The sequence below is a fragment of the Bremerella volcania genome, assembly GCF_007748115.1.
In the GTDB taxonomy this organism is placed as follows: Bacteria; Planctomycetota; Planctomycetia; order Pirellulales; family Pirellulaceae; genus Bremerella; species Bremerella volcania.
In genome coordinates, this window is the sequence record NZ_CP036289.1 from 2,211,568 (window position 1) to 2,236,958 (window position 25,391).

Here is a 25,391-nt window from a genome sequence, read left to right on the forward strand (position 1 = left end):
TTAAGTCGACTCGGCCAACACGACTTCGAGTTCGACTTCCCGTTGTTTTTCGGTCAACAGTCCACGAATAACCGTGACTTGGAGGGTGTCTCCGATTTTGTGATCGAATAACTGCTGAACGATATCACCGAAGTTTTTGATGGGTTTGCCGTCGATTTGAATGATTAAATCCCCCAGCACCACCTGTTGGTCCGAGGTGATGATTGTGGGTTGAAAACCAGCTTTTTCCGCCGGACTACCAGGAACAACCTCAGCGACCAGGGCCCCTTCTCTGCCCAGGCGCGCGTTGATTGTCGGTGGTGCGACGCGAACACCCAAGTATGGCCGCTTGATCTGACCGTGCCGTATCAACTCGGTAACTACGGAGTTAACCGTGTCGACCGGAATAGCGAAACCGATCCCGGCGTAAGCTCCGCTGGGACTGTAAATTGCGGAATTCACCCCAATCAAACGACCGCCACTGTCCAATAGTGGCCCGCCACTGTTGCCAGGATTGATGGCCGCGTCGGTTTGGATCAGGTCGTCTATCTGCCGCCCATCTTCCGCTTCGATCGATCGTCCCAGGCCGCTGATGACACCAGTGGTCAGGGTATGGTCGAAACCGAATGGGTTTCCGATCGCAAATACCTTTTGGCCAACTTGAAGATTGGCGGACTCCCCGACCTCGATCGGCTCAAAGGCATCTCCTTGGAAGTTAGTTACCTGGAGGACCGCCAGGTCATGTTCGGGAGACGAGCCAACAATCGTGGCCACATAGGTCGAAGCGTCGGCGAAGGTGACACGAGCCGTGCCCGAGCCGTTGGCGATTGACTTGACGACGTGGTAGTTGGTGACGATATGCCCCTGTTCGTCCCAGACGAACCCACTTCCCTGCCCGGTCGCCATCTCCGAGATTTTCGCACTTCCATACATCCGAACCTGCTGCGAGGTCGTGATGAAAACAACCGAGTTGGCAGATTTCTCGAATAATTTGATCGTCGACTTCTCGTCGTCGGCCAAATCCCCTCGGGGGGTAATCGTCCGAGGTTCGGCATTGGGATTGAGCGAGGGCTTGTCACTGGAGGTGGTCCAATAACTGATAACCCAGGCCCCACAGAAAGCGGCGACCAGGCAGTACAGAAACAGCCGCAAGAAGGCGACCGGGTTGGGCTGCGACGGGGTCGAATTTGCGGCCTCTGGAGGGCCGTTATGAGGGGTAGGCTCCATGGAAGCACGCAGGGGGTTTGAGGGGATCAGCGGTGCGGAACTCAATTCCGCGCGAAAAATTAGCTCGCCAATCGTGCGAGCCAACAAAGCTGGGGAACTAGGATTTGAACCTAGACTAACAGAGTCAGAATCTGTCGTGCTACCGTTACACTATTCCCCAATAATTTTGCAGCGATTAAGGGTATGGCCTAAGTCGTCTGGCGTCAAGGGATTCAGGCAGCGAACTATAGTAGAGGCCTGCCTTAATTGGTAGACTACTGCCTGCACCCCTTTGAAACGATTCTTAAGTTTTCGGACGATAAGACCGTTTCCCTCAACCCTTTTCCGAGATGGTGTCCCAGCAATTGGGACCCGACAACACTGGCGGGAGATCATCGCAAGGCATGTCCAGCTACCTCGTCGCTCTGAATGGTCCAGATTCCGGTAAGAAAATATTCCTCGCTGGCGAGGAATTTACCCTCGGTCGTCATCCCGAGTGCGATATCGTCGTCGAAGTAGGTGCCGTAAGTCGGTACCACGCAAAAATTACGCACAAAGATAGCGGATACATCATCGAGGACCTGAAAAGTCGAAACGGGACCTTCGTTAACGATGAGCAAATCGCCACGCCCCACAAGTTGCAGCATGGCGATACCATCCGCGTCTGCGACATCTCGTTCGATTTCAGGCAGGAAGGGGTCAAACCGGCCCCGACTGAAACGGTTGGCCTCAAGGCCGATGGCCCTGGCGCGTTCGGTGCCGTCATGGTGGACGATGACGGGGCGACCTCCACGATCATGTCGAAGTTCGAGGTTTCGTCGCAGACCGGTTCCATTCACCTGACGGCAAGTCCCGAAGTAAAGCTGAACGCGCTGCTGGAGATCACGCGCGGACTAACGGGGACCCTCTCACTAGACGAGGTGCTGCCAAAAGTTCTTGAGGGCTTGTTCCATATCTTCCTGCAAGCCGATCGCGGCTTCATCATCCTGCCGGATGGCTCGGGCAATATGGTCCCCCGCTGGACCAAGGCTCGAAAGGAAAGTGACGAAGAGGAAATCCGAATCAGCCGTACCATCGTCAAGCACGTCATGCAGACGCGCGAAGCGGTCCTCTCGGCCGACGCGGCCGCAGACTCACGCTTTGAGATGAGCCAGAGCATCACCGATTTCAAGATTCGGTCGATCATGTGCGCTCCGCTAGTGAATGCCGATGATGAAGTGATCGGCGTGATCCAGATCGATACGCTCGATCAACGAAAACGATTCCAGAAGGAAGACCTGGAAGTCGCCGTCAGCGTTGGGATGCAGGCCGCGGCGGCCATCGAACGAGCCCAATTGCACGATCAGGCCATTCGGCAGATCGCCTTCGAACGCGACCTGCACACGGCCAAGCAGGTTCAGATTGGTTTTCTGCCGTCGGAACAGCCTTCGGTGCCTGGCTACAACTTCTATCACTACTATCTGGCCGCGAATTCGGTTGGCGGTGACTATTACGACTACATTTCGCTACCCGACGGCGGTACGGCGATCCTCGTCGGGGACGTCGTGGGGCACGGGATCGCGGCTTCGTTGATGATGGCCAAATTGTCGGCCGAAGCTCGGTATTGCCTGGCGTCGATGGCCGATCTTCAGCAAGCTGCATTTCACCTGAATAACAACTTTGCGGCTTATACCCCGGCCGATAAATTCGTCACGCTGGCCATAGCGATTCTGCATCCGGAAACGCACCAGGTAACGCTCATCAACGCGGGTCACAATCCACCTATTCTGCGGAAACCGGACGGCACGTGCTCGATGATTGCCGAGGAAGAGATCGGCCTGCCGCTGGGAATCATGGAAGACATGGATTACGACATTGCCCAGTTCATGCTCGAACCGGGCGAGATGCTCTTCATCTATACCGACGGCATCAACGAAGCGATGAACGCTGATGGCGATCAATACGGGATGGAACGCATGCTTCAGTGCGTTTCCCAGAAGACCGACGACGTCGAAGTCTGCAGCACGGCGATCATCGACGACTGCCGGAAATTCATGGGGGACAGCCCTCAATTCGACGATATGTGCATGGTGACAATCCAGCGCAAAGGGTAGCCGAAAGCAAATCCCCCTCGAAAGCAAATCACTTTCAAGGAGGATTGTTGCTGAGACCTTTCTTGTGATCAGAACCGCTTTAGCGGCTAGTTCTGCTCAGGCGTATCGATGGCTTCGGCCTGGCTGTTCACCACGGGGCCACCAAGGTATTCGATCCAGACGTTGCGGAAGACGACTGGGTTGCCGTGGTCTTGCAGTTTTATCGGGCGCGGCTCGGCCCCTTCCGGCTTACCGGCACCGGTCTTGTTGGGGATCACGTAGTTGTCCTGAACCAAGATGCCGTTGTGCTGCACCGTGATGCGAGCCGGTGAAATCTTTTTCCCTTCATCGTCGAAACGTGCGGCCGTGAAGTAGACGTCGTAGGTCTGCCAGGTCAGCGGGGGAAAGCACATATTGACGTCAGGGCTCTTGGTGCGATAGAGGGCTCCACATTCATTGAACTCTCCTGGAAGGCCAAACGAGTCGAGAATCTGGACTTCGTAGCGTTCCTGAATATAAAGTCCGCTGTTGGAGCGAGCCTGACCGGTCGCATACGGCATGTATGGCAGGCGGAACTCAAGGTGAAGACGAAAATCCTGGACAGGATCTTTTGTGGTCGTTCCGATTTGCAGTTCCCCTTTCTCGTTGACCTTAGCATCAACGAAACCATCGGCGGAGGTACCATCAAACAGAATCGTTGCCCGAGAACTTGGCTTGAGTCCCAGCAACTCGCTGCGGCGGCTGACCTTGGTCAGAATGCCCAGGATATCGCCTGCCGAGTTGATCACCGTCGCTTTCTTACCGGTGATATGGACCTGGTAGTTCCCTTGGCTGAGAACCAGTTGGTCGCCATCTCGCTTACCGCTCAGATCGATCAATTGATCGTTTCTCCAGCCATTGCCCGGCAACCCACCCCGCAACTGACGACCGACAAAGTTACCATCGCCGCGGGCGATGACTTGGATGCCCGTCGCTTCGAGGATCCCGCCCGGCAATCGTAGTTTGCCATAATATTCCCCTTGGTAGGCGAAGTCCTCATCGACCTGAGATAGGTCGGTGACCGCGAACTTCTGCGGATTGGGCTTAGGCTGCGGCTTCGGCTCTGGCTTGGGAGCTTCTTTCGGGGGCGGAATCTCTTCAGGCTTGTCTTCCGATTTCGGCTCGAGCTTCGATTCCATCTTCTTGCCTTCTCCCTCTTCCATTTTTGGCTCGGGAGCAGGCCTCTTGGCCGGAGTTGGTTCGTTCTTCTTCGGCTCTTCCTTCTTAGCCTCAGGCTTCATTTCCTTCTTCGGGGCACCCTTGGCCGGTTTGTCGTCGGAGTCCTTCTTCTCAACTTGATCTTTGGCATCATCCTTCGAAGGCTTGGGTTTCTCTTCCTTCTTAGATTCTTCTAGCTTTGGCTCCCGTTTCATTTCCTTTTTAGGAGCATCCTTTTTCGACTTGTCGCCTGATTGGTCGTCCTTCTTCTCCGGCTTCTTTTTGTCGGAAGCTTCAGGCTTGTCCTTGTCGCCGTCCTTGTGATCTTTCTCGTGCTTTTTGTGTTCGTCGTGCTTCTTCTTGCCTTGCTCTTTCGAGTCGTGTTTGGGAGATTCCTTCTTCTCTTTCTCTTGCTTCTCGATGCGCTCGTCGTCCTTATTGGCAGATGGCTCTAGGCCGATTGCCGGACCAGCAAGCAACGAGGTAATGATCAGCAGGGAAAACAAAGCACGATACAACGACATGATGGTAACTCCGACCGACGAACCTTGGACTGGGCGTCTAACGGTCTAAGAGACGCCGCCCAGGACTATTCTGTCATGGATTGTTTTGGGGGGATGGGTAAGAAATTCTAGTTTGAATAATGAGGCAAAGGGAATCAAGTTTTGAGAGAGTTATTCTCGATTCGCGCATGAAAAAGCACCCAGCAACAACTGGGTGCCTTTGAATTTCTGCGAGTCAGACCGTGCCGCTTATTCCTCAGCGGGCTTTTCTTCTTCGGCAGCCGCATCTGGCTTTTCTTCGGCCGCGGGAGCAGCTTCTTCAGCCGGAGCTTCTCCTTCGGCGGGCATCGAAATCTCTGGTTCTGAGGTGTTTTCGACGGGTGGTTCAGCTGTCTTCGAGCTGCAACCAATCGAGAATACCATTAAGCCCATGACCAAACTGGCCGAGCACATCCACTTCAAAACTGACATGGTGAAAAAACTCCTAAGCGTCAAAAGCAAAATCTCGTGGCGGGAAAGCCGAGACCCTAATTGTAGGGGCTGCGGGCTTCCGAAAAAACGTGCCTCTTAACCTTTTCTAAATATTTTCTGGGAAGTAGGTTCGGATCAATTCGGTCATCTTGGTCACAGCGGATTTAGGACGTCCGCGCGGATCGAGCAGTCCCGCGTGCGGAAAGCGGTGGGGCTGCGTGTCGGAGACCTGGCTCCAGAAGACGCCTTGCACTTGCGGATGCGTTAAAAGCGCGGGCAAAACATGCTCGACCAATTCGCGCTGAGTACGCCGGCTGATTCGCTCTTGCGGTTCTTTCTCGCGATGGGCACCGTACAGTGCGCCCTCGTCAGGACGCCACGAACTGGGAGCCGACAGCGTCACAAACAGCGGCACGCCCAACAGGCTCCAGTAATCGAGCAAATCGACCACGTCGAAGAAACCTCGGAAGTACGTTGCCGGAGACAACTCACCGAAGTTCAGTTCCAGACCTATCCCCGTGATTCCAACGCGGGCCCGGACTAACTCTTCCGCGAAATGAATCGGAGCCAATTCGCGATCGCGGCTGGTCATGTATTCGCCCCATGGTTTGGCGAAACTCACAAGCAGTGGAGCACGCAGGCCGGTAGTACGAATCGTTTGAATGATATGCAGCAGCAACTGAAGTCGCTGCTCTTCTTTTAAATCGAGCGAAGTCTGGGCATTGAGGCCTGCCGCGCAGTACCAAAGATCGACTCGATTGCGATAGTGCTGAATGAGTGCCTGGGTGTACTTCGATACGGCACTGAGTACTTCCTCGAAGTCGTTTTCCCACAGGTAGAGCCAGTCAGGGGTAGCGAATCGATCGAGACAAAACATCGGTCCAAGCACCGTCGCGTGCCCTTGTTCGCGAACGGCATCCAATGTGGCGTCCACTTCCTCCCATTCATGATGCCCGACCTCTGGTTCGCACTGCTTCCAGTTGGGCTCGACGAGAATCGTATTCAGCGAATCGGTCAGCAGTGGTTTGATCTCGGCCGACAACGGTTCCGTCAGGGCAATGCCGCGCAGGAAGGCCCGTTCATGGGACTGATTCGAGATCGCATGAAACGAAGCCGTCGCATAGACGTGTTCCAGGTGAGATAGGCCTTTCAGCGAGTACGTCAGGCTCTTCACCGCCATTGCGTCTGACTCGGCAGGATCCTCTTTCGTTACCGCAGCCCGGGCAAAATAGTTGGTCGCATCCTGCAGAAGCTTTTTGGTCACATCCAACAGGTCGAGTTCCGCATCGAGGCAAGCATTGGTAAGCGTGCGAAAGCGGAAGAGCGAACCACGGGCAAGTTCCAGCAACAAGCTATAGGAAGTTTTGTTGTCGACGCGAAGGGCACAGGTCGACAAGATCTGAGAGGATCGTCGTTCGTTTCGATACGGTACCTTGACCTTTACCCCGTCGGTTTCCAACACATCAAGGACGAGACGGTCTTCGGATCGTTTGACGGACGTAGCACGGACCAATCGATCACAGCCAACCACATGGATCACGCGGCAGTCTTCGTCCGAGATGTTCAGTTCGTTAGGAATTCGAAACGTTAGTTTGGGCAAAACCCGGCTCGCTCTCGTACATGGGGTTTAATCGAGAATGCCAATCATGCTGCTCTCCCCGCGTGATAGCACGCTCTTTCAATTCTAATCGTCGGCCATGCTGGGATGAACCACGAAAATGTCCATCTCGTGGGGTATGTCGCCTGGAGCAACTCTGCGGGTAATCGAGTTTGCTAGGTCTGTTTCACACGCGCTGGCTGTGGCAAAATGCCGGTTAAAGTGGCCAATGCGACTGAATCGATCATTTGGCTCGGAATCCCCAGTATATCCCCCTCAAACGACTCACATCGGAAAAACATGGGTCTTAACTATCCGGTTCGACAGGGCAAAGTTCGCGACGTCTACGATCTGGGCGAGCAGGTATTGTTGGTTGCATCCGACCGAATTAGTGCCTTCGATTATATTCTTCCTTCGCTTATTCCGGATAAGGGGCGGGTGTTGACGCAGATGAGCCAATTCTGGTTCGAGACGCTTGATATCCCCAATCACCTGATTTCAACCGACGTTCAGCAAATGAAACTGGATGGCGATGTTGATCTCAGCGAGCTGGATGGGCGCGCGACTTTGGCGCGGAAGACGGAAGTGATCCCGATCGAATGCGTCGTGCGCGGCTACCTGGCCGGATCTGGTTGGAAGGAATATCAACGCAGTCAAACGGTCTGCGATATTCCCCTGCCGGAAGGGTTGCCGCAAGCCGCCAAGCTGCCGGAGCCCATTTTCACGCCGGCTACCAAGGCCGAATCGGGGCATGACGAGAATATCTCGTTCGAGCGGATGGTGGAAATCGTCGGCCCCGACATGGCGAATCTGCTTCGTGAGAAGAGCATCGCCGTCTACCAGGCGGGTGCCCAGCGGGCACTTGAGCATGGCATCATCATTGCCGACACTAAGTTTGAATGGGGCGTCGTCAACGGAGAGGTGCTACTGATTGACGAAGTGCTTACGCCGGATAGTTCCCGGTTCTGGCCGCAAAATGAGTACGCCGTTGGCATGAGCCCGCCGTCGTTCGACAAACAGTTCGTCCGCGATTGGCTGGAAGCAAGTAGCTGGGATAAAAACAGCGAGCCGCCAACGCTCCCGCAGGAAGTCGTCGAGAAAACTCGGGCCAAGTATATCGAAGCCTACGAGCGAATTACCGAGCGAAAATTCGCGTGGTAAGCACATTCGAGATTTAGCTTTCCGTAGTCGTTTCAGCCTCGGGAGAAGACGGCTCCGACGGGCTTGCTTCTTTGTCTTCGGCCTCCTTGGGCGATTCCTTCACTTCGGAATCTTCCGCCGACTGCTGCTGCGCGGTCTCCTCTTTCGATTCCAGAAGAGGCAAACGCTCGGCCCGCAGGGCATTGCCGCGGCGATAAGGCGAAAGCACGTCATCGTCATCGGTGTAGAAATCAAACGCCTTCTGAGCCATCTCTTTGTTTTCGTCTTGCCGCGCGATCGCTTCCGCACTGCGAGCAATGCCGTAGAACGCCGCCGATTTGAATCGCGTGGTGGGAAACTCTTTGAGCGTTCCATCTTCAAAGAAGTAGATGGCTGATTCATATTGCCCATCGCCCAGCGCGATTACACCGAGATTGAAACTAGCCAGTTCACGCCATAACAAGACGTTCTTTCGGACACGGTCGAGGAAGAACTGCTGCACCTTGGGATCATCCGGCAAGTCCATACCGCCAACTGCCAGCATTTCAAGCTGCTCGCGAGGATTGGCGATGCGGAATTGGCGTTCCATCACACGCGTTTCCATGAACATCGACCGGGCCCCCTTTTGCTGCGACTGGTCATCGAACTTGCACATCAGCTGAAGCGTCCGCGCGATTGCAAAGGGGGTCATCGTGTCGTAGATCCAGCGTTCGACCTGGAAAAGTGCTTTCAGCGTGGGATCAGATAGTCGCTTGGTAATGGCCGTTTCGGCTTCGAAAGGGACCGTCCAGAGCTGAATATCGGTAACGCCTTGGAAGCTCGACAGGCGATCCTTCAAGGAAGATGGTTTGACGTGAACCTTCATCGTCGAATCGCCTGAGAGAACCCCTTCCAGCAACTGCGTTGCCTGGGTAAGGGCGGTCGACGGGGCTTCGATTAAAAGCGTCACCTTCTTAAGGTCCTCGGCCGTTGCCGGGTACTTGTAGTTTTTAGACGCCATCGCCTGCAGGTCTTCCGGGTGTTCGACCAGGCGTGACAAGCGTTGAATACCCTTACCATCTTTCTCCGCGATGGGCAGTGCATAGGCCATGTCGAAGAGGAACAACTCCTGGCCGATCGCGACGCCGACGACCTGGGGTTCATTCTCTCCCTCGCCGAACTTGACGACGACTGCATCCAGCCCTTGTTGGCGACACAATTGAATGAAGACGCGGGCTCGCTCCAGTGGGTCACCTTCGTTCAACTGCAATGCGTTCCAGGTATCGCGACTTGTTCCCGGTGCGAACTGACCTTCTTCCAGTTCATTGGGGCGAACTGGATGGATGTGCCGAACGGTCCAATCGAAAAGCAGGTAAGCCAGACCGAGGTCATTCACCTGGCTATCGTCCAGCGTTTGATTCGTTTGTGCGTCGAGGAAAGCCTGCATGTCGGACGGTGGCGTCTGATTTTCTTTGACCCAGTCGGAAATGGTCTTGGCCCAATAGTTGCCGACCAGAAAGTCAAACTCGCTGCCACGAAACGTGACCGCGGCGAATGACTCGGGATGATCGAGGAACCCTCGATTGGGCAGGTTCTGAAGACCCGGCAAGCTTTGAATCTCAGCGGGAAGTTCAGTCACCATCGGATCAGGTTGCCAGCGAGGATCAAGCTTCTGCGACATCAGCCAGCGGTTCATCCGCTCGAGCACTTCGACTTTGACTTTGCCGGCCGGATAACGATCCAAGTCGCGCAGATAGGTCATCGCTTGATCGACGAACTGCTTGGAGCTGCCGCCGTCGGTCGAGACAGTCGCTTTGGTGTCGTCGACCTGAGGGCGAATCTTCCTGCCACCGCATCCGAGCACGAAAACGAGGAGCAAGAGGAAAAGGACAGAGGTGCGATGCGTGCGGATCATGAGGATTGATTAACCTTGGGCCGCTGCGCGGACGGCCAAAATGCGCTGAAGGAAGTTTTCCAATTCCGCAAGCGGAACCATGTTAGGACCGTCGCTGGGCGACTTGTCAGGATCGGGATGGGTTTCCAGGAACAGTCCGTCGATTCCAACCGCCGCGGCAGCCTTGGCAAGAGGAAACACCATCGCCCGGTTTCCGCCCGTTTGGCTACCCAGCCCGCCTGGTTCCTGGACGCTGTGCGTGGCATCGAAGACGACTGGTACGCCGAGCGATCGCATCTCGATCAAGCTTCGCATATCGTTGACCAGTCGCCCATATCCAAAGAACGTTCCACGTTCGGTCAAAAAAGTTTCTCGGGCACCTGCTTCTTTGAGCTTCTCGACAACGTGTTTCATATCCCAGGGGGCCATGAACTGCCCCTTCTTCACGTTGACCGATTTTCCGGTCTGTGCCGCGGCAACCAGCAAGTCGGTTTGCCGTGCGAGAAAGGCTGGGATCTGAAGGATGTCGCAAACCTGGCCCACAGGAGCGGCCTGATAAGATTCGTGGAGATCAGTCGTGACCGGAACCTGGAATTTACTACGAACAGCTTCTAACAGCTTAAGACCTTCTTCCAGCCCTAATCCTCTGTACGAATGAATGCTGGTACGGTTCGCTTTGTCGAACGATGCCTTAAAGACCAACTGAATCGGCAGCCGCTGGGTCAGGTCGCACAAGTGCTCGGCGATTTGGAACGACAACTCGCGCGACTCGAGCACGCAGGGGCCTGCGATCAGTAGCAATCGCCCTTCGGAGTTGAGGGCAAACGTCGATGAATTTGGGGCCGAAGCGTTCAAGGGCTATCTCGTGACTTGTGGGGAATCATCCATCCTATTTTCCCGCCGAAGATTCTCCCAGGGCGTCTCAGGTTAATTATTCGCAAAGACTTAGGGCGAGATCTTGGTTAAGCGTATTTTGCCACGAGTTTCGCCAAATTCCCATCCGCCCTGTTCGCTCACGTATCGAACCGGGTGATTTACTTTGATCGCTTCGGAGGAACTATCAGCGGCAGATAGTTCGGAAGGACTGAGAGACGGACATCGGTAAAACCAGCCGGATCGCCATCGGTTTGCAGAGGGACGGGACCGGATGGGCAACGGATTTCGGCCGAGCGAGCTTGGAACCGTTTCACGTCACTACGACGGGCGATGGTCCCGGAAACAAGTGAGGTGATGTAGCTTGCGGTTGCCCCGAAACCCTTCTGCGTCAGCACGCAGATGTCGAGCAGGCCATCATCCGGGACTGCATCAGGCGTCATTTCCAGGCCGAGTGCATAGCGTGGCACGTTGAAGGCAAATACCCAGTAACCTTCGGTTTGCGTCCGACTGCCATCGGCCAACTCGATATCGAGTTCCAACGTCGGATACGGGTACTTGGCGAGCATCTCAAAGGTTGGTCGGACATAATGAAACTTGGTGAGATGACCTTCACGTTGTCCATGAACCCTGTGGACGACTTCGGCTTCAAACCCGGCCGAGAGCATCAGTAGGAAGGTGCGGTCACCCAGTTGCCCTGCATCCAGGCGCCGAACGACCCGTTTCGACAACATCTTTGCAAAGGCCCCAATATCAGTGGGGATTCGCAGGTATTTCGCGAGGATGTTCTCGGTTCCCGCCGGGTAAATGGCGATCGGAACGGTTCCGCCCGTTTGGCCTGCGATCATTGCCGCCGTTCCATCCCCCCCGACAGAAACAATGAAATCGGGGCGCGGCGTTGCATCGTCTTCCCATTGGCAGGCTAATTGCTGAGGAGAGTTTATCTCGATGGTGTTCAGCCCCAGGTCCTTCAACAACTCGCGCAGACGCGCATGGCTTTGGGGCTTGTCGTAGCCTCCTGCAATTCGATTGATGAAGAGCCAGGCCGTATCCGTGGAAGTGGCTTGGTGAATTTCCGTAAAGGTCACAGTTGCATCACTTGTGGAGATTTCCGAAGTAAGGATTCCCTCATCCTATCGATCCACCCAACAAAAACGAAGGCATAGACCAATCCATTTCATATTGAGACGTTTTCAACTTGCTGCGCAGGCCCGATCGTTTCGTGTCTCAATATGAAATATCGAGATGACGATGCAAGTCTTTTTTTAGAAAGGATTTGCGGTGATCAGTCTCGATATCAGGCGCCAAGTCAGAAAAAAATCTGTTAAAAACAGCCAAATATAGGGGTGTGTATTATTTCTTTGTGGCATCTTGAGTCACATCTGCAAAATACCCATATGTCGTCATTTATGTCTCTAGTGGACGAGATTCCCTAAAGTTCGACGTGCAAGCAAGTTTGGAATAGTTTTCGATTTTATCGCCGGTTTGGTTCGTTTATTGCATGTAAAGGCGTCATCGGCTCCTCGGAGGAGTCGGTAAGCTGGCCCGTGGGGCCGCTGTCGAACTTAAGCTGGATGGTTTGCCTTGCCCCTGACGATTCAGCTTCTCCAACGCGGGTTGGTACGACAGCGGTCCCTCGATTTTTTCTTGGCCAGCGTTTCTTGCCTAAGTGGCGACTCTTCTTTGGTTTAGCCTGTTTTCTCGCGAACTTCCGCGTCCCAGACTCATCTTTGAGATCAGCGGCGGGCCAAACCTTGTCTTAGTTTCTAAAATCAACGGCTAGGGTAAGTTGACGCAATCAGCGACCTTCAGTATCTTGGAGCGTTTTGATTCGCGACTCGCGAGTAAGCCAGCGTAGCTTCAATTGGCAGAGCACAGCATTCGTAATGCTGGGGTTACGAGTTCGACTCTCGTCGCTGGCTCTTCTTGTTTCCCAAATGCGGATGGGTATATCGACTCGCTTCCTGTAGGGACCGGTCCTAACTTGGTTAAGAAAAAGCGGGGAATCGCACTGCCCAGTTATCTCCCCCGAGCTTTCGCACTTGGGCCACGACAAAAACGTTTGGAGCCCCGTTGATGATTCAAGGAATCGATTTCGACCTTAAGAGCGTTGTCCTCACGAATTCGTCCTTCGGTCCGGAGGAAATTCGTCAAATCCTGCGAACCGTAGGACGCGATTACAACGCATTTTCGACGCTTCGCGACAGCGTCTCCGAACTGGAAGGCCAGTCGGAAGAACGTTCGCCGGCCACCAATGTCCGTTTGGGCGTTTGCCAGTTCATCATGGGTAACTACAACGGCGCCGTGCAAACGCTTTCGGCCGCCGACGGTGGAGCCTTGGCCCATTACTACCTGGGTCGCAGCTATTTCTGCATGCAGAACTTCGACAAGGCGATCGAAGCATTCCAGTCGGCTCAGACCGCTGGCTATAACAAAGACGATTGCCAGTTGGGCATCATCGAAGCGCTTCGCACCAAGGGGGATTCCGAGCAAGCCCTCCAGATGCTGGACAACATGTTCGGTCCCGTCGAATCGACCGCCAATTACCTGTATCAGCGTGGTGCCACCATCGCTTCGCTGGGTGGTAATCCAGCCGAAGTGGTTGCTCTTTACGAGCGAGCCGTCGAAGCTGATCCCGGTCATGCTGGGGCTCTGTTCGGCCTGGCACTGGAAAACGACCGTCGCGGCAACGACGCGATGGCTTTGCAGCTTTACCAGAATGCTGCCGCCGTTTTTCCAACCCACGTCGGTGCTCTGCTGAACCTTGGCCTGCTGCACGAAGATCGTGGCGAATACGATCGGGCAACCCACTGCTACCAACGGGTTCTCGATTCCTACCCGACCGAGAAGCGGGCTCGCATGTACATGAAGGATGCCCAGGCATCGGGCGACATGTACTACGACGAAGAAGAGCAAAAGAAACGCGACCGCATGTCGCAGGTCCTCAGCATTCCGGTTACCGACTTCGAATTGTCGGTACGCAGCCGGAACTGCCTGCAGAAGATGGGCATCATGACCCTGGGCGACCTGTGCCGCTGCTCCGAGCAAGAGCTTCTGGCCAGTAAGAACTTTGGCGAAACTTCGCTGATCGAAATTCGCGACATGCTGCGTTCCAAGGGCCTGGAACTGGGCCAGATGTCGAACGAAAAGCCATCGACGCCAGAGGTCAGCTACGACACTTCGGGGCTCTCGCCGGACGAACAGGCACTGCTGGATCGTCCGATCGCCGAACTCAGTCTGTCGGTTCGTGCTCGCAAGTGCATGGTTCGCTTGGGCATTTCCACCATTGGCGAACTGGTTCGACGCACCGGCGACGAACTTCTCGAATGCAAGAACTTTGGCGTGACCAGCTTGAACGAAGTTCGCGAGAAGCTGACTTCTTACAATCTGAAGCTTCGCGGCGACTAATAATTCGCTGTGCGGCCAGTGGCCTAAAACTCAAACCCATGCGGATAGCCGCGTGGGTTTTTTCATGGAGCTTCGAGACACTTTGGATCAATCTGCGTTGGAACGTCCCGCGGAAGTCGATTGGTTTCAGTACAAACTGAAGCACGTAGACGTCACGTCGAAGGCGCGTCGCGGTGAATTCGTGACGCCGCACGGCGTCGTGCAAACGCCTGCTTTCATGCCGGTGGGAACGCAGGGAACGGTTAAAGGCCTCGAAATCGGCTTGGTGCATCAGACGGGTGCCGAGATGATCTTGGGCAACACGTATCACCTCTCGCTGCGGCCAGGCGACGACATCGTGGCCGAGCTAGGTGGCCTGCATAAGTTCATGGGCTGGCACGGCCCCATTCTGACTGACAGCGGCGGCTTTCAGATCTTCAGTCTCGCCCAGATGCGGAAGGTCACCGAGAAGGAGGCCATCTTTCAGTCGCACATCGATGGCCGCAAGATTCATCTCTCACCGGAACGTAGTATCGAGATCCAGGAGAACTTGGGCAGCGATATTGCGATGGTGCTTGATCATGTGGTCGAGTTACCCAACGAAACGAAGGTGATTCGCGAAGCAATGAACCGCTCGATTCGCTGGGCCAAGCGATGTCAGGATGCCGCAACGCGGAAAGATCAGGCCCAGTTTGCCATCGTGCAGGGAGGGCTCGATGAAGGCCTGCGCGTGGAATGTGCCCAGCGTCTTACCGAATTGGAATTCCCCGGCTATGCGATCGGCGGGTTGAGCGTTGGTGAGCCGCCACCGGAGATGTACCGCATACTCGATGCGACCTGCCCTGCCCTGCCGACCAATAAGCCGCGATACTTGATGGGAGTTGGCCGGCCGGAAGATCTGCTAGAGGGAATTCGCCGCGGGGTCGATCTGTTCGACTGCGTGATGCCCACGCGAAACGGGCGTAACGCATTGGCTTTCACCGATGAAGGAACGGTTCGTGTGCGCAATGCCAAGTATCAGCGAGACTCAACACCGTTGGATCCCAAGAGCGTGCCGCAGGTTGCTGGGCTGAGCCGGGCCTATTTTCGGCATTTGTTCATGGCCAAAGAGATGCTGGGGCCGATTCTCTTGTCTCTGCATAATGTGGCGTACTACCAGCGATTGATGCGTGAGGCACGCCAGGCGATCGAGGAAGACCGCTTCGAGGCGTACTACGAACAGAAGATGGCCGGTTGGTCGTCAGGCGGCTAAGTCTTTCTCAGATTCTTCACGAAGATTGCGAATCCTCACCGCATGCTTTGGCGTCCAAGAGCTACGTCGTACTCTTTATTTGCGCGCCGATCCGGAAGGAAATTTTGATGCATCTCATTGGCACTACTGGTCGAGCTCTGCTGGCTGTTACGTTTTGTGTCCTCTTCGCCTGGCAGTCTGTTCTGGCCGACGACTGGCCCCAATGGATGGGGCCGCACCGTGACGATGTGTATCGTGAGTCAGGCGTCATCAGTTCCATTCCCGAAGAGGGGTTGAAGGTGAAGTGGCGCGTTCCAATTTCCGGTGGTTATGCCGGCCCAGCGGTTGCTGATGGTCGAGTTTTCGTGACCGACTACCTTTCCGAGTCGAACGAGATCTCGAATAACCCTGGTGCTCGGCAAGATCGCCAAGGGAAAGAACGCGTGCTCGCGTTCGACGCCAAGACGGGCAAGCCGTTGTGGGAATATGCCTACAATCGTCCCTATTCCATTAGCTACGCCGTGGGACCGCGATGCACGCCGACCGTCGATGGTGAGCTGTTGTATTGGATGGGGGCCGAAGGAGATTTGATCTGCCTGCAGGTCGAAACGGGCGAGTTGGCCTGGCGCCGGAGCCTGGTAGATGACTTTGGAGCAGAGATCCCAATCTGGGGGTGCGCCGGACATCCGCTGGTAGATGGTGACCTTCTTTACGTCATGGTAGGTGGCGAGGGGCAAGGCGTCGTTGCCCTCAACAAGCGAACCGGCGAGGTGCAGTGGAAGGCACTCGACACGAAGATGGGCTATGCTCCGCCATCGATCATTGAAGCAGCTGGCAAGCGGCAACTGATCATCTATCACCCGGAAGGGGTGGCTTCGCTCAATCCGAAGTCAGGCGAGACGTACTGGGAAGTCCCGATCGAGCCTGCGTACGAGATGTCGGTAGCTCGCCCCATGGTCGACGGAAACCGCATGTATGCCAGCGGAATTGGTAACCAATCGGTCATGATTGAGCTAAACCAGAGCGAGCCAGGGGCGAAAGTGCTCTGGCATGGCGAGCCGAAGACTTCGGTCTACAGTGGCACCTCGACCCCTGTTTTTGTGGATGGAGTGGTCTATGGAAGCGACTGTAACGTCGGTAGCCTGATCGCCGTCGATGCTGAGAACGGAGAGCGTCTATGGACGACCTTCAAGGCGACGGTGCCGGACGAAACTCGGTTTATTAAGCATGGCACCGCTTTTGTGACCCGGCTCGGGGAGAGTGATCGATACCTTCTTTTCAGTGAAGTGGGGGATTTGCTGGTTGCCAAAATGACCAAAAGCGGTTTCGAGTCGCTCGGGCGTTTCCATGTGATTGATCCCACAAGCGAAGCGTTCGGTCGCCAGGTTGTCTGGACACACCCTGCTTATGCCAATCAAACGGGCTTTTTCCGCAACGACAAAGAACTGGTCGCGGTCGATTTGAGTCAAAAATAGGTTCGACAGGGTGATTTGGGTAATTCCTGTCGTCAGCCGGTAGGAAAGCGGAGGGTAAAAGGTGGTCTACAGGGCCACCTTTTACCGTTTTTGGGCGGATTGGCCGCTATTGCCGGTATAGAACGAAACTCTTATCATGAGCGGTTTCAATGTGCTGTCACTTTGCTGACGGTACAGAAGTAAGTCCATTCTCTCGGTGATTCTGACCTATTTCAGGTGTGGCAGCGCCCCTTTGGGGAATGCGGCGACAACTGGGGCAGCGGAATGCTATCAGGGAGCCAGGCAAGTGGTAGGAAGCGTCGGCGGAAATGTTTGATTTGACGGCTATGCCGGTTCACATCTTAGCGCAAGAAGGCGGTTTCGCGAATCCTCTGACCTGGTTGCCCATCGTGGCCATTCTGGTGTTGGGTTACTTCATGTTGATCCGGCCGGAGCAAAAGAAAGCCTCCGATGCCCAGAAAATGCTGGAAGGGATCAAGAAGAATGACCGCGTGGAGACGATCGGAGGGATCATCGCCACCGTGGTTAGCGTGAAGAAAGACCAACAAGAGGTCGTGCTTCGCCTGGACGACAAGTCGGGCACAGAGATGCGGGTTCGCATGCGAGCGATCGCCACTGTTCTCTCACGCGAGGGAAAAGCGAGCGATAACGCCGAATCCTGATTTCCGCCTGTCACGGCTTGAATGGACGATTCAAGGACGAATTCCCCTTTCCATATTCCACTATACGACTTGCCTGGGATCGCAGAAGCTCCCACGGCTTGGAGACACGCAATGCAGAAGAGTTGCACGATTTTTGCTGTCATGCTCGTGCTGACGCTGACCGTCACCTTGTTGACCGGCGTCGATTTCGGGCTGGACGCCGGCGGAAGTTCGTGGCTGGGCTCAACCGCGATGGCACAAGACGCGCCAGCGCCTGAAGTACCGGTCCCTACCGTCAATGCCGCACCAGCTGAAACGCCGAGTCCCGGAAGTTCACAGACATTCAACGTGCTGGGGATCATTCTCCTCACGATCGTGGTGCCGTACATCCTGGGCTTTTGGCTGGCGACCGCGATTCGCTTGCCGGAACTGAGCCGTAAGCTAGGCATTATTTTTGCCAGCCTGGTCTGTAGCATCACGATTTGCTTTCTGCTTTGGCCGCCCAAGTTCGGCATCGACCTGCAAGGTGGCGTCATTCTGGTTTACGAAGTCGACGAACAGGCCAGCTTGGATTTGCTCGCTTCGGATACCAGTGAGAACGCCGCGTTCGATATGACGCCGGAAAAACAGCTGGAACAAGGTACTGCTCAGCTGATTACGCAGCTGCAAAAGCGTATCAATCCGTCCGGTGTTTCCGAAGTCGTGATTCGTCCTTACGGCGAAAACCAAGTGGAAGTAATCGTGCCGCAGGCCGAATCGGCTGATCTCGACTCGATCAAGCGACTCATTACCAAGGCCGGTGTGCTCGATTTCATGATCGTGGCCAACAAGCAAGACCACGACTACCTGATCACGCGTGCCGAAGACGAAGGCCAGATCGGCGTGACATTCGTCACCGACCGCGAAGGCAACCGCATTGGCCGCTGGGTTCGCGTGGATGACGATGCCCGCGGTGCCGTGGGCGAACCCAACTTCGCCAATCCCAACTTGACGCCCTACCTCAACAGCCAACGTCACCTGGTGCGTGGCGGTGGTCCTGGCGTTCCGTTTGAAGTGTTGATGCGTGTCGAACGCCCGGAAGCTCGTCTGGGCGGTAAGCACCTTTCGTCGTCGGCCGTGACTCGAGACGAATATGGGAAGCCTGCGGTCTCCTTCGAATTTGGCGTCGATGGTGCCAACCGCATGGGTCGGCTGTCGCAAGAGAACCTGAGTGAACCCAACATCCCGCGTAAGCTTGGGATCGTGATGGATAACTTCCTGATCTCGGCTCCGCGAATCAACGCGATGATCACCGATCGCGGTATCATCACCGGCGATTTCACCCAGCAAGAGGTCACCGACCTGGTGCAGGTGCTTCGTAGCGGTAAGCTTCCGGTCGTGCTTCGCAAGGAACCGATCAGCGAGCAGAAAATCAGCGCCACGCTGGGTGACGACACGATCCGCAAGGGGCAGGTCGCCATCACGGTTTCGTTGATCGCCGTGTTGGTCTTCATGGCCATTTACTACCGCGTTGCCGGTTTGGTGGCTTGCTTCGCCCTGGTCTTCAACCTGGTATTGATCCTGGCCGTCATGATTGCCATCAAGGCTGACTTGACGCTGCCTGGTATTGCCGGTTTGGTGTTAACCGTCGGTATGGCGGTCGACGCGAACGTACTGATCTACGAGCGTATACGTGAAGAAATTAACGGCGGGGCAACGCTTCGAGTTGCTCTGTCCAATGGTTTCGGCAAAGCGATGTCGACCATTGTGGACGCCAATATTACGACGCTCATCACCGCCGCCGTGTTGTACCGCATCGGTACCGACCAGGTGCGTGGTTTTGCCGTGACGTTGTTCGTCGGTATTTTGATGAGTATGTTCACCGCGATTTACGTTTCGCGCGGCATTTTCGATATCCTCGAAAAGAAGCGTATCCTCTCGACGCTCAAGTTCATGCCGTCGGCCTCCAGCATTGGCTACGATTTCATCGGCAAGCAGAAAATGGCCGGGATGATTTCGCTGGTGGTGATTCTGGTTGGCATGATCGGCGTTGGCGTTCGTGGCAAGGATATCTTCGACATCGACTTCAACGGTGGTTCTTCGGTTCAGGTCTTCCTGGAAGAACCGATGCCGATCTCGGAAGTTCGCAGCAAGCTGACGGGCGTTCTGCCTGACCTCTCGGTGAGTGCCGTGACGATGGAAGGTTACGAAGATCGTATTTACAAGGTCGATACTTCGATGGCGGAATACGGTCAACTAGGCAAGGTCGTCATCACTGACCGTACCGGGGCTTCGGCCGAGGTAGACCTGGCTGGCGTGGAAACCCTGAGCGGAATCATCGAACGCCTGGCCGCCGCCGAGGTGGGCGTGGCGGTTCTGCAGAACACCGACGGCGACGGAATTGAGTTCCAGGACGAAACAGGTGCCGATTCAGGTGCGATGTCTGTCAAGAATGTCGATGACAAGACGCAGACGGCGGATCACCTGCGAATGAACTTCAGTACCGATGCCTTGCGATACAACACTGGCGCGATTCCAGCGGGCGTCGAAGTCGTGCAGGATCGGATCTCGCAGGTCTTTACCGGCCCCAATGGCGAAAGCTTGCTGGTGATGCATAACATGGACTTCACCCCACCAGCAACTGCCGCAGGGGCCCAGGGCACGCCGCCAGTCAAGGTCGAGGCCCCCGAAACGACGCCTACGACGACCGAGCCAATGGAGACGGCTCCGGAACCGGAAGCGACAGAAGACAAGGAGGACGCTCCTGCGGAAACTCCGGAAGAAAAGCCTGAGACTCCCGAAGGGGATATGCAGTCGTTGATCGCTCCAGTTTCTTCCCGCTTGTTCGCGATGTTGCCGTGGCATGTTTCACTAGACGTTCTGCTGCAAGACAACGGTGAAGAGGAAGTTCCGGCAACCGAAAAACCGGCTGAAGAAGCGCCCGCCGACGAAAAGCCAGCGGAAGAAGAAAAGCCAGCGGATGCACCAGCGGCGGAAGAGAAGCCGATGGAAGAAGCTCCGATGGCAGACAAGCCAGCTGAAGAGCCTGCCGCACCGATGACGGAAGCACCGGTTGCCGATGCGCCGATGCCCGAGTCGCCGACGGAAGAAGCCCCAGCGACCGGCCCGCTCGGTCCGCTGACCTCAGGTGCCGAAACTCCTCGTTTCAAGACGCAGACCGAAATGTCGTTCGACGAAGGGATCAGTGCCGAAACGGTCCGTACTTTGGTCAACGATGCAGCCGACAGCCTGCGAGTCGCTCGCCCGGAAGTTGCCCTGTTGGACAACGAAGGCAAGACGTTGCCGGTTGATAGCCGCGTCAGCCAAACGACTTGGACGGTCAAGCTTTCGTCGGCGCCTGACGAATCGGCCAAGATTCTGGAACAGGTCAGCAAGAAGCTCGATTCAACGCCAGTCTGGCCTTCGTCCAGCAAGATTGGCAGCAAGGTTGCCGGCGACATGCAGACCATGGCGATCCTGGCGATCGGTTTCTGTCTGATCGGGATCGTGGGTTACATCTGGTTCCGCTTCCAGAGCGTGGCCTTTGGCGTCGCCGCGGTGGTTGCTTTGGTGCACGACGTGTTGGTCACGCTGGGCTTTATTGCTCTGAGTGTCTGGTTGGCTCCTGTGTTTGGGTTCCTACAAGTGACGGAATTCAAGATCAGTCTGCCGGTGGTTGCGGCCTTCTTGACGATCATCGGTTACTCGCTGAACGATACGATCGTGATCTTCGACCGTATTCGCGAAGTCCGCGGCAAGAGCCCTGACCTGACCAGCGAGATGGTCAACATCAGCATCAACCAGACGCTGGGTCGTACCCTTTTGACCTCGCTCACCACGTTGATTGTGGTGCTCATCCTTTACTTCATTGGTGGTGAAGGAATTCATAGCTTCTCGTTCTCGTTGGTCGTCGGTGTGATTGCCGGTACGTACAGCACGATCTTTATCGCGTGCCCGGTACTGATCTGGTTGATGAACCGCGACAAGGGCTCGAAGAAGGTCCAAGCTTAAAGGGGGTAAGCCCTCAGCTTCGCTAATCGGCAAACTTTACGAAGTCGGCATCAAGTGATGCCGACTTCTTTTTTTGCGCCCAAACCTAACGCACGGGCTCGAACTGGCCAGCGCAAGCATCGCGTATGGGATTCTATGAGCAGTGTTCCTCTTCAATTGGCGTAGGTGCCACTGCTGGCTGGCCTCGCGTGTGGGTTTCCAAGGATGACTCCCTACGGCTTTCACCGACTTTCCGGTGAAGTTCAGATCGGGTCCTGAAGCAAACCGCATGGAGCATTCTTCCAATGAGTCGAGCTTGGCAGTGGCACCTTCAGTCAACTGATATTTTCCGTCTGTCTTTCGCAGTCGGAAAAGTCTTCCAGCGTAAAGTTTGCCTGACGTGTGCGTCGCTTACGTTCGCACCCTGGTGAAGCGAAAAATGCACCGGAGGACTGCGGAAATTGAAGAGAGCGACGCTAGCATACGTCGATGAAACGAAGCATCAGGATGGTCTTCGAAGAGTAATGCAATGGATGGCGTACACGTGACTCCCCAAGACGACGGTACGCAACATGAACGGCGATTCCAAATTTCTTACCTTGGCCGCACTCGGAGTGATTGGCCTAGGTTCCGCCATGCCCTATTGGTCGGCATGGTCGGCTCCGGATCAGGCTCCGCCTGAAGTTACCACCGCCCAACCGGCGGTATCACAAACAGCGGCCGAACCTCAGTTCACCGCGCAGCAGTATTGGGATCAACAAGTATCCCGCCCCGATGTCGTGACGCTAACGCCTCGCGGTGGGCAAAGCATGGGGCTTGATAACCCTGCCCAGATTCCTTCCCTTTCGATGGACATGCAGCAAGCGACTCCGGTCGCTGCTCGGCCAATTCTGGCGGACGTGCCCATCAATCAAGTCGGTACCGTCTCGCTGGCTTCTCGCGTAGAAGACATGGACGCACCGAAGACTGCCTCGCATGCAGTGGTTCCGATCGAGATCCCCGGCTCAGCCAAACCGCTGCCGCCGACGATGACCTCGCCTGTGATCACGACGCGTCAGGTCATGAAGCCGGAACTGCCGGAGACGCAAGTCCAGCAGCAGTTCACTCCCCTACCCCGCATCGCGCCACCCAATCATGGTGCCAGTAACAGCGGATCGACGATAACGCGGGAGCACCGCGTAAGAGATGGTGACAGCCTGGAGTCGATCGCCGAGAAATACCTCGGCGATCCGCTCCTCGCGGATACAATCTTCCGAGCGAACCGCTCGCAACTCGATACCCCCGATCTACTGCCGATTGGCGTGACGCTGATGATTCCCAGTGTTTCGATGGAGGAAGCAGCCCCAGAGGTGGATGGGCGGCTCAGGCCGATGACACGCCTGCGTCCCGTTTCCACCGCTGCCGATGTGCGCGGTGGAGACCAGCCTTGGACGACGTTATCGCCGCCTGGAACTTAGATGGTTCCTGGCGGCTTGGGCTCAGCAAGAATGTGATGCCTTACTGAAGCGGAGTCGTACGGTCGGTCCAAGGATCGTTGGCTTGTAGTTCCGCCAGGTGAACCTTGGTGAAGAACAGAATATCCTTCAGGCAATTCGAGCGTGGATCGACCAGAAGTTCGGTTCCTTCCAGCGAATTGGGTTTGCCGGCGAAGAAGACGGTTCGGTCTTTGGCATCGCTCACGTTCTTCTGACGAATCTTGTCAATCGTGCTGAAGATACGCTTGGCGTCGCTGAAGCTCGTGCGATCTCCTTCTCCGGCGATGATCATGAGCGACAGCTCATTCTTAAGCACCGGCGTTTGAAGTGCACGATTGGCATTGAAGCCCTTAAAGGTCTTCGGGGGCGAAACAAGGATCAGGCCTTTCACGTCCTGCCCCTGCTTGATCGAGGGCAAAATCGGCCAACTCCAGTCTTGGGCAGCGAAGTTCAACGCTGCAGTGGCACTAAAGTCGCAGCCAATGATCGTGAGCATCTCGATATTCAGGTTGCCCTTGTTGTTCTCTTGCATCAGGTAGCTCTTCACGGCTTCCAGATCTTGGGTAACAAATGCGTCGAAATCGTTGGCTCGAATGCGTTCCAGGTCGATCTCGGTGATTTGACCACCTGGTCCTTGAATCGACTTGCTGGCGCCATGGCCGCGAAGGTCGACCGTGAGCACCGCCAACCCTTCTTTCTGCATGGCGAGTGCCAGACCGGTCAGGTCCTTTTGGCTGCGTTCCCAGCCCGGCAGCATGATGACTGGGATCGCCTTCTTGCCGAGATTGCTGCCAAAGTAAGTCCCGTGAATGATCACACCATCTTTGGTGGTCACGGTGATGGCTTCCGGTGGTGGAATTTCTCTTCGCACGCCGGGCTTAGCCGGAGCCTGAGCCTGGAGGATCGAAAGGTCGAGGGTCGACAATGCGCACAAGGCGACGATTAATGAGAGGATTTGCAAACGCATCTTGGCTGGATGGGTTGAAAGGTCGGGTTCGGAAAAGGGCGTCTATGCGACGCAACGTAAGTCCGTATTTGACTTTACTAAATGTTAGACGCAGTTTCCCGGTCGGTCAAATATTCGGACAACTTGCTGCCCGTCGACTAGTTGGCAACGAAGGTCTCGTCCAGCATCAAGTCTTCTCGAACGTTGTACTTATAGAAGTTGCGGGCGATTCGATGCGAGAGCAGGCGAAGGAACGAATCGCGGAATTCCCGCTCGCTTTGCGTGGTTGAGCCCAGTCCATTGACGGGAAACTCGATCGGTTTGGGCGTGTCCTGGAAGACGAGCTTGCCGTCATGATTGATATCGTAGACAGAGACGACATATTCGGCCGAGCCCTTGTAAACGCCGGGGTTTGGTTGAACCTCGAAGCGTGCTAGGTCGATGGCGACGACCATGTCGGCTTTCAAGGCCTTGCCGGCCTCGCGGTAATCCATGTTGTCCCAGCCGCTACGGTCTTTCCAGTCATCGATTTTCTGCTGGGGAATGACCTTCACTTCGTCCCCATGGGCCAGGATCAGGGCCTCGACTCGCTCGGCGAGACGGCGTGAGGTCGAATTCTCGGAGTAGAACGAGGGCCCAGCCACGCAGAGAACGGCAACCTTCTTTTCCGACAGCCCTTTGAATTTGGCCGGTGCGTAGTCCCCTTTCTGAAGCAAAACTGCCAGAAGGCCAACGCAGCCGCTATTGCCGATCAGCAGCAAGCAGATCAGGCCCAACGGTAGAATGCCGGAAAACATTTGGGGCGAAAGTCGGTACCGTCCTTGGCTCATGACTTGGTCCATCCGTGGTGATCGATCAGGTGACTTGCGTCATGCAAGTCGGTAGCGGTCAAAAATTGATTCTTACTAACCAGTCTCCCAGCGTGACGACGACGACCAGAATCGTGATCGTGATCAGCACGGCGTCGCTGGGAGCCGAGACGGTGAGCCTGCCCAGCCAGGCCGAACTCAACATCCACGGGGCAAGGAAAAGAGCAATGAATCCCAGTAGGCAGCCAGCCGTATTCGCTTTGAGCGAACCCCATACGTTGCCATGCATTAGGTGTGACCAGCTGGTGGTCATTCCGCATGAAGGGCATCGCATGCCGGCTAACTGGACCAGCGTACAAGGCGGAAGCCCCAACTGCTGGTGCGTGCCCATCCCTCGCGTACTCGGGGTTAACCACGCGGCAGTTGCCAGGAGTATGGCTAAAATACTTCCCCCAATTCCCATGAGGATTCGCTGATACCAACGAAGTGGTGAAATGGTGGCCGCTTCAGCCATAACGCAATTGCTCTTCCATCGGGCGCGAACGAT

General features: G+C 55.6%; 18 protein-coding genes and 2 tRNA genes. 9 read left to right on the top strand and 11 right to left on the bottom strand.

Going from position 1 to position 25,391, the window contains the following annotated elements; translation table 11 throughout:
- Together Pan97_RS09150 and Pan97_RS09155 are read right to left on the bottom strand one after the other, a co-directional pair.
- Entirely contained in the window at positions 1-1,206 is a 1,206-nt protein-coding gene (locus tag Pan97_RS09150; protein ID WP_144971823.1) for a S1C family serine protease, read from the bottom strand.
- An 89-nt stretch (positions 1,207-1,295) separates the two neighbouring features.
- A tRNA-Gln gene (locus Pan97_RS09155) sits at positions 1,296-1,366 on the bottom strand.
- 223 nt (positions 1,367-1,589) lie between these two features.
- Here Pan97_RS09155 and Pan97_RS09160 point away from each other — a divergent pair.
- Positions 1,590-3,278, top strand: a complete 1,689-nt coding sequence (locus Pan97_RS09160) for a SpoIIE family protein phosphatase (protein ID WP_144971825.1) — start codon at positions 1,590-1,592, stop codon at positions 3,276-3,278.
- Positions 3,279-3,364: 86 nt separating this feature from the next.
- Here the strand turns inward: Pan97_RS09160 and Pan97_RS09165 are convergent, their stop codons facing one another.
- From Pan97_RS09165 to Pan97_RS09175, 3 genes are all read right to left on the bottom strand, one after another.
- On the bottom strand, positions 3,365-4,978 hold the full coding sequence (locus Pan97_RS09165) for a 3-keto-disaccharide hydrolase (protein WP_144971826.1): 1,614 nt from the start codon (positions 4,976-4,978) through the stop codon (positions 3,365-3,367).
- A 228-nt stretch (positions 4,979-5,206) separates the two neighbouring features.
- Positions 5,207-5,428 (bottom strand): hypothetical protein, encoded by a 222-nt coding sequence (locus Pan97_RS26490; RefSeq protein WP_196782332.1) that lies wholly within the window; start codon positions 5,426-5,428, stop codon positions 5,207-5,209.
- Between the two features lie 106 nt (positions 5,429-5,534).
- Complete coding sequence (locus Pan97_RS09175) at positions 5,535-7,028, bottom strand: hypothetical protein (protein ID WP_144971828.1); 1,494 nt, start codon at positions 7,026-7,028, stop codon at positions 5,535-5,537.
- Between the two features lie 297 nt (positions 7,029-7,325).
- Between Pan97_RS09175 and Pan97_RS09180 the strand changes: the two genes are divergently transcribed.
- On the top strand, positions 7,326-8,186 hold the full coding sequence (locus Pan97_RS09180) for a phosphoribosylaminoimidazolesuccinocarboxamide synthase (protein ID WP_144971830.1): 861 nt from the start codon (positions 7,326-7,328) through the stop codon (positions 8,184-8,186).
- A gap of 13 nt (positions 8,187-8,199) precedes the next feature.
- On the opposite strand, the gene Pan97_RS09185 is transcribed toward Pan97_RS09180, so the two are convergent.
- The 3 genes from Pan97_RS09185 to Pan97_RS09195 form a co-directional block, all read right to left on the bottom strand.
- Positions 8,200-10,059, bottom strand: a complete 1,860-nt coding sequence (locus Pan97_RS09185; protein ID WP_144971832.1) for a tetratricopeptide repeat protein — start codon at positions 10,057-10,059, stop codon at positions 8,200-8,202.
- Positions 10,060-10,068: 9 nt separating this feature from the next.
- Positions 10,069-10,893 carry a 3-deoxy-8-phosphooctulonate synthase gene (kdsA, locus tag Pan97_RS09190; protein WP_144971834.1) on the bottom strand — a complete coding sequence of 275 codons (825 nt, stop codon included), beginning with the start codon at positions 10,891-10,893 and terminating at the stop codon, positions 10,069-10,071.
- 179 nt (positions 10,894-11,072) lie between these two features.
- Entirely contained in the window at positions 11,073-11,999 is a 927-nt protein-coding gene (locus Pan97_RS09195) for a diacylglycerol/lipid kinase family protein (protein WP_165698672.1), read from the bottom strand.
- A gap of 760 nt (positions 12,000-12,759) precedes the next feature.
- Here Pan97_RS09195 and Pan97_RS09200 point away from each other — a divergent pair.
- The 7 genes from Pan97_RS09200 to Pan97_RS09230 all read left to right on the top strand — a co-directional run bounded on the left by Pan97_RS09200 (position 12,760) and on the right by Pan97_RS09230 (position 23,071).
- Positions 12,760-12,833: transfer RNA gene (locus Pan97_RS09200), tRNA-Thr, on the top strand.
- 154 nt (positions 12,834-12,987) lie between these two features.
- A complete protein-coding gene (locus tag Pan97_RS09205; RefSeq protein ID WP_144971837.1) occupies positions 12,988-14,319 on the top strand; it encodes a DNA-directed RNA polymerase subunit alpha C-terminal domain-containing protein in 1,332 nt (443 codons plus the stop codon).
- 64 nt (positions 14,320-14,383) lie between these two features.
- Positions 14,384-15,550 (top strand): tRNA guanosine(34) transglycosylase Tgt, encoded by a 1,167-nt coding sequence (gene tgt / locus Pan97_RS09210; protein WP_144971839.1) that lies wholly within the window; start codon positions 14,384-14,386, stop codon positions 15,548-15,550.
- 107 nt (positions 15,551-15,657) lie between these two features.
- Positions 15,658-17,004, top strand: coding sequence for a PQQ-binding-like beta-propeller repeat protein (locus Pan97_RS09215; RefSeq protein ID WP_196782333.1), 1,347 nt, complete (start codon positions 15,658-15,660; stop codon positions 17,002-17,004).
- A gap of 308 nt (positions 17,005-17,312) precedes the next feature.
- Positions 17,313-17,666 (top strand): preprotein translocase subunit YajC, encoded by a 354-nt coding sequence (gene yajC, locus Pan97_RS09220; RefSeq protein WP_196782334.1) that lies wholly within the window; start codon positions 17,313-17,315, stop codon positions 17,664-17,666.
- A 111-nt stretch (positions 17,667-17,777) separates the two neighbouring features.
- Complete coding sequence (gene secD, locus Pan97_RS09225) at positions 17,778-21,635, top strand: protein translocase subunit SecD (protein ID WP_165698673.1); 3,858 nt, start codon at positions 17,778-17,780, stop codon at positions 21,633-21,635.
- Positions 21,636-22,186: 551 nt separating this feature from the next.
- Positions 22,187-23,071: a LysM peptidoglycan-binding domain-containing protein gene (locus tag Pan97_RS09230; RefSeq protein WP_144971843.1), complete on the top strand. Its 885-nt coding sequence runs from the start codon at positions 22,187-22,189 to the stop codon at positions 23,069-23,071.
- 40 nt (positions 23,072-23,111) lie between these two features.
- On the opposite strand, the gene Pan97_RS09235 is transcribed toward Pan97_RS09230, so the two are convergent.
- The 3 genes from Pan97_RS09235 to Pan97_RS09245 form a co-directional block, all read right to left on the bottom strand.
- Positions 23,112-24,056 carry an alpha/beta hydrolase gene (locus tag Pan97_RS09235; RefSeq protein ID WP_144971845.1) on the bottom strand — a complete coding sequence of 315 codons (945 nt, stop codon included), beginning with the start codon at positions 24,054-24,056 and terminating at the stop codon, positions 23,112-23,114.
- Positions 24,057-24,193: 137 nt separating this feature from the next.
- Positions 24,194-24,865 (bottom strand): hypothetical protein, encoded by a 672-nt coding sequence (locus tag Pan97_RS09240; protein WP_144971847.1) that lies wholly within the window; start codon positions 24,863-24,865, stop codon positions 24,194-24,196.
- A gap of 58 nt (positions 24,866-24,923) precedes the next feature.
- Entirely contained in the window at positions 24,924-25,358 is a 435-nt protein-coding gene (locus Pan97_RS09245) for a DUF2752 domain-containing protein (protein ID WP_165698674.1), read from the bottom strand.
- Positions 25,359-25,391: the final 33 nt, after the last annotated feature.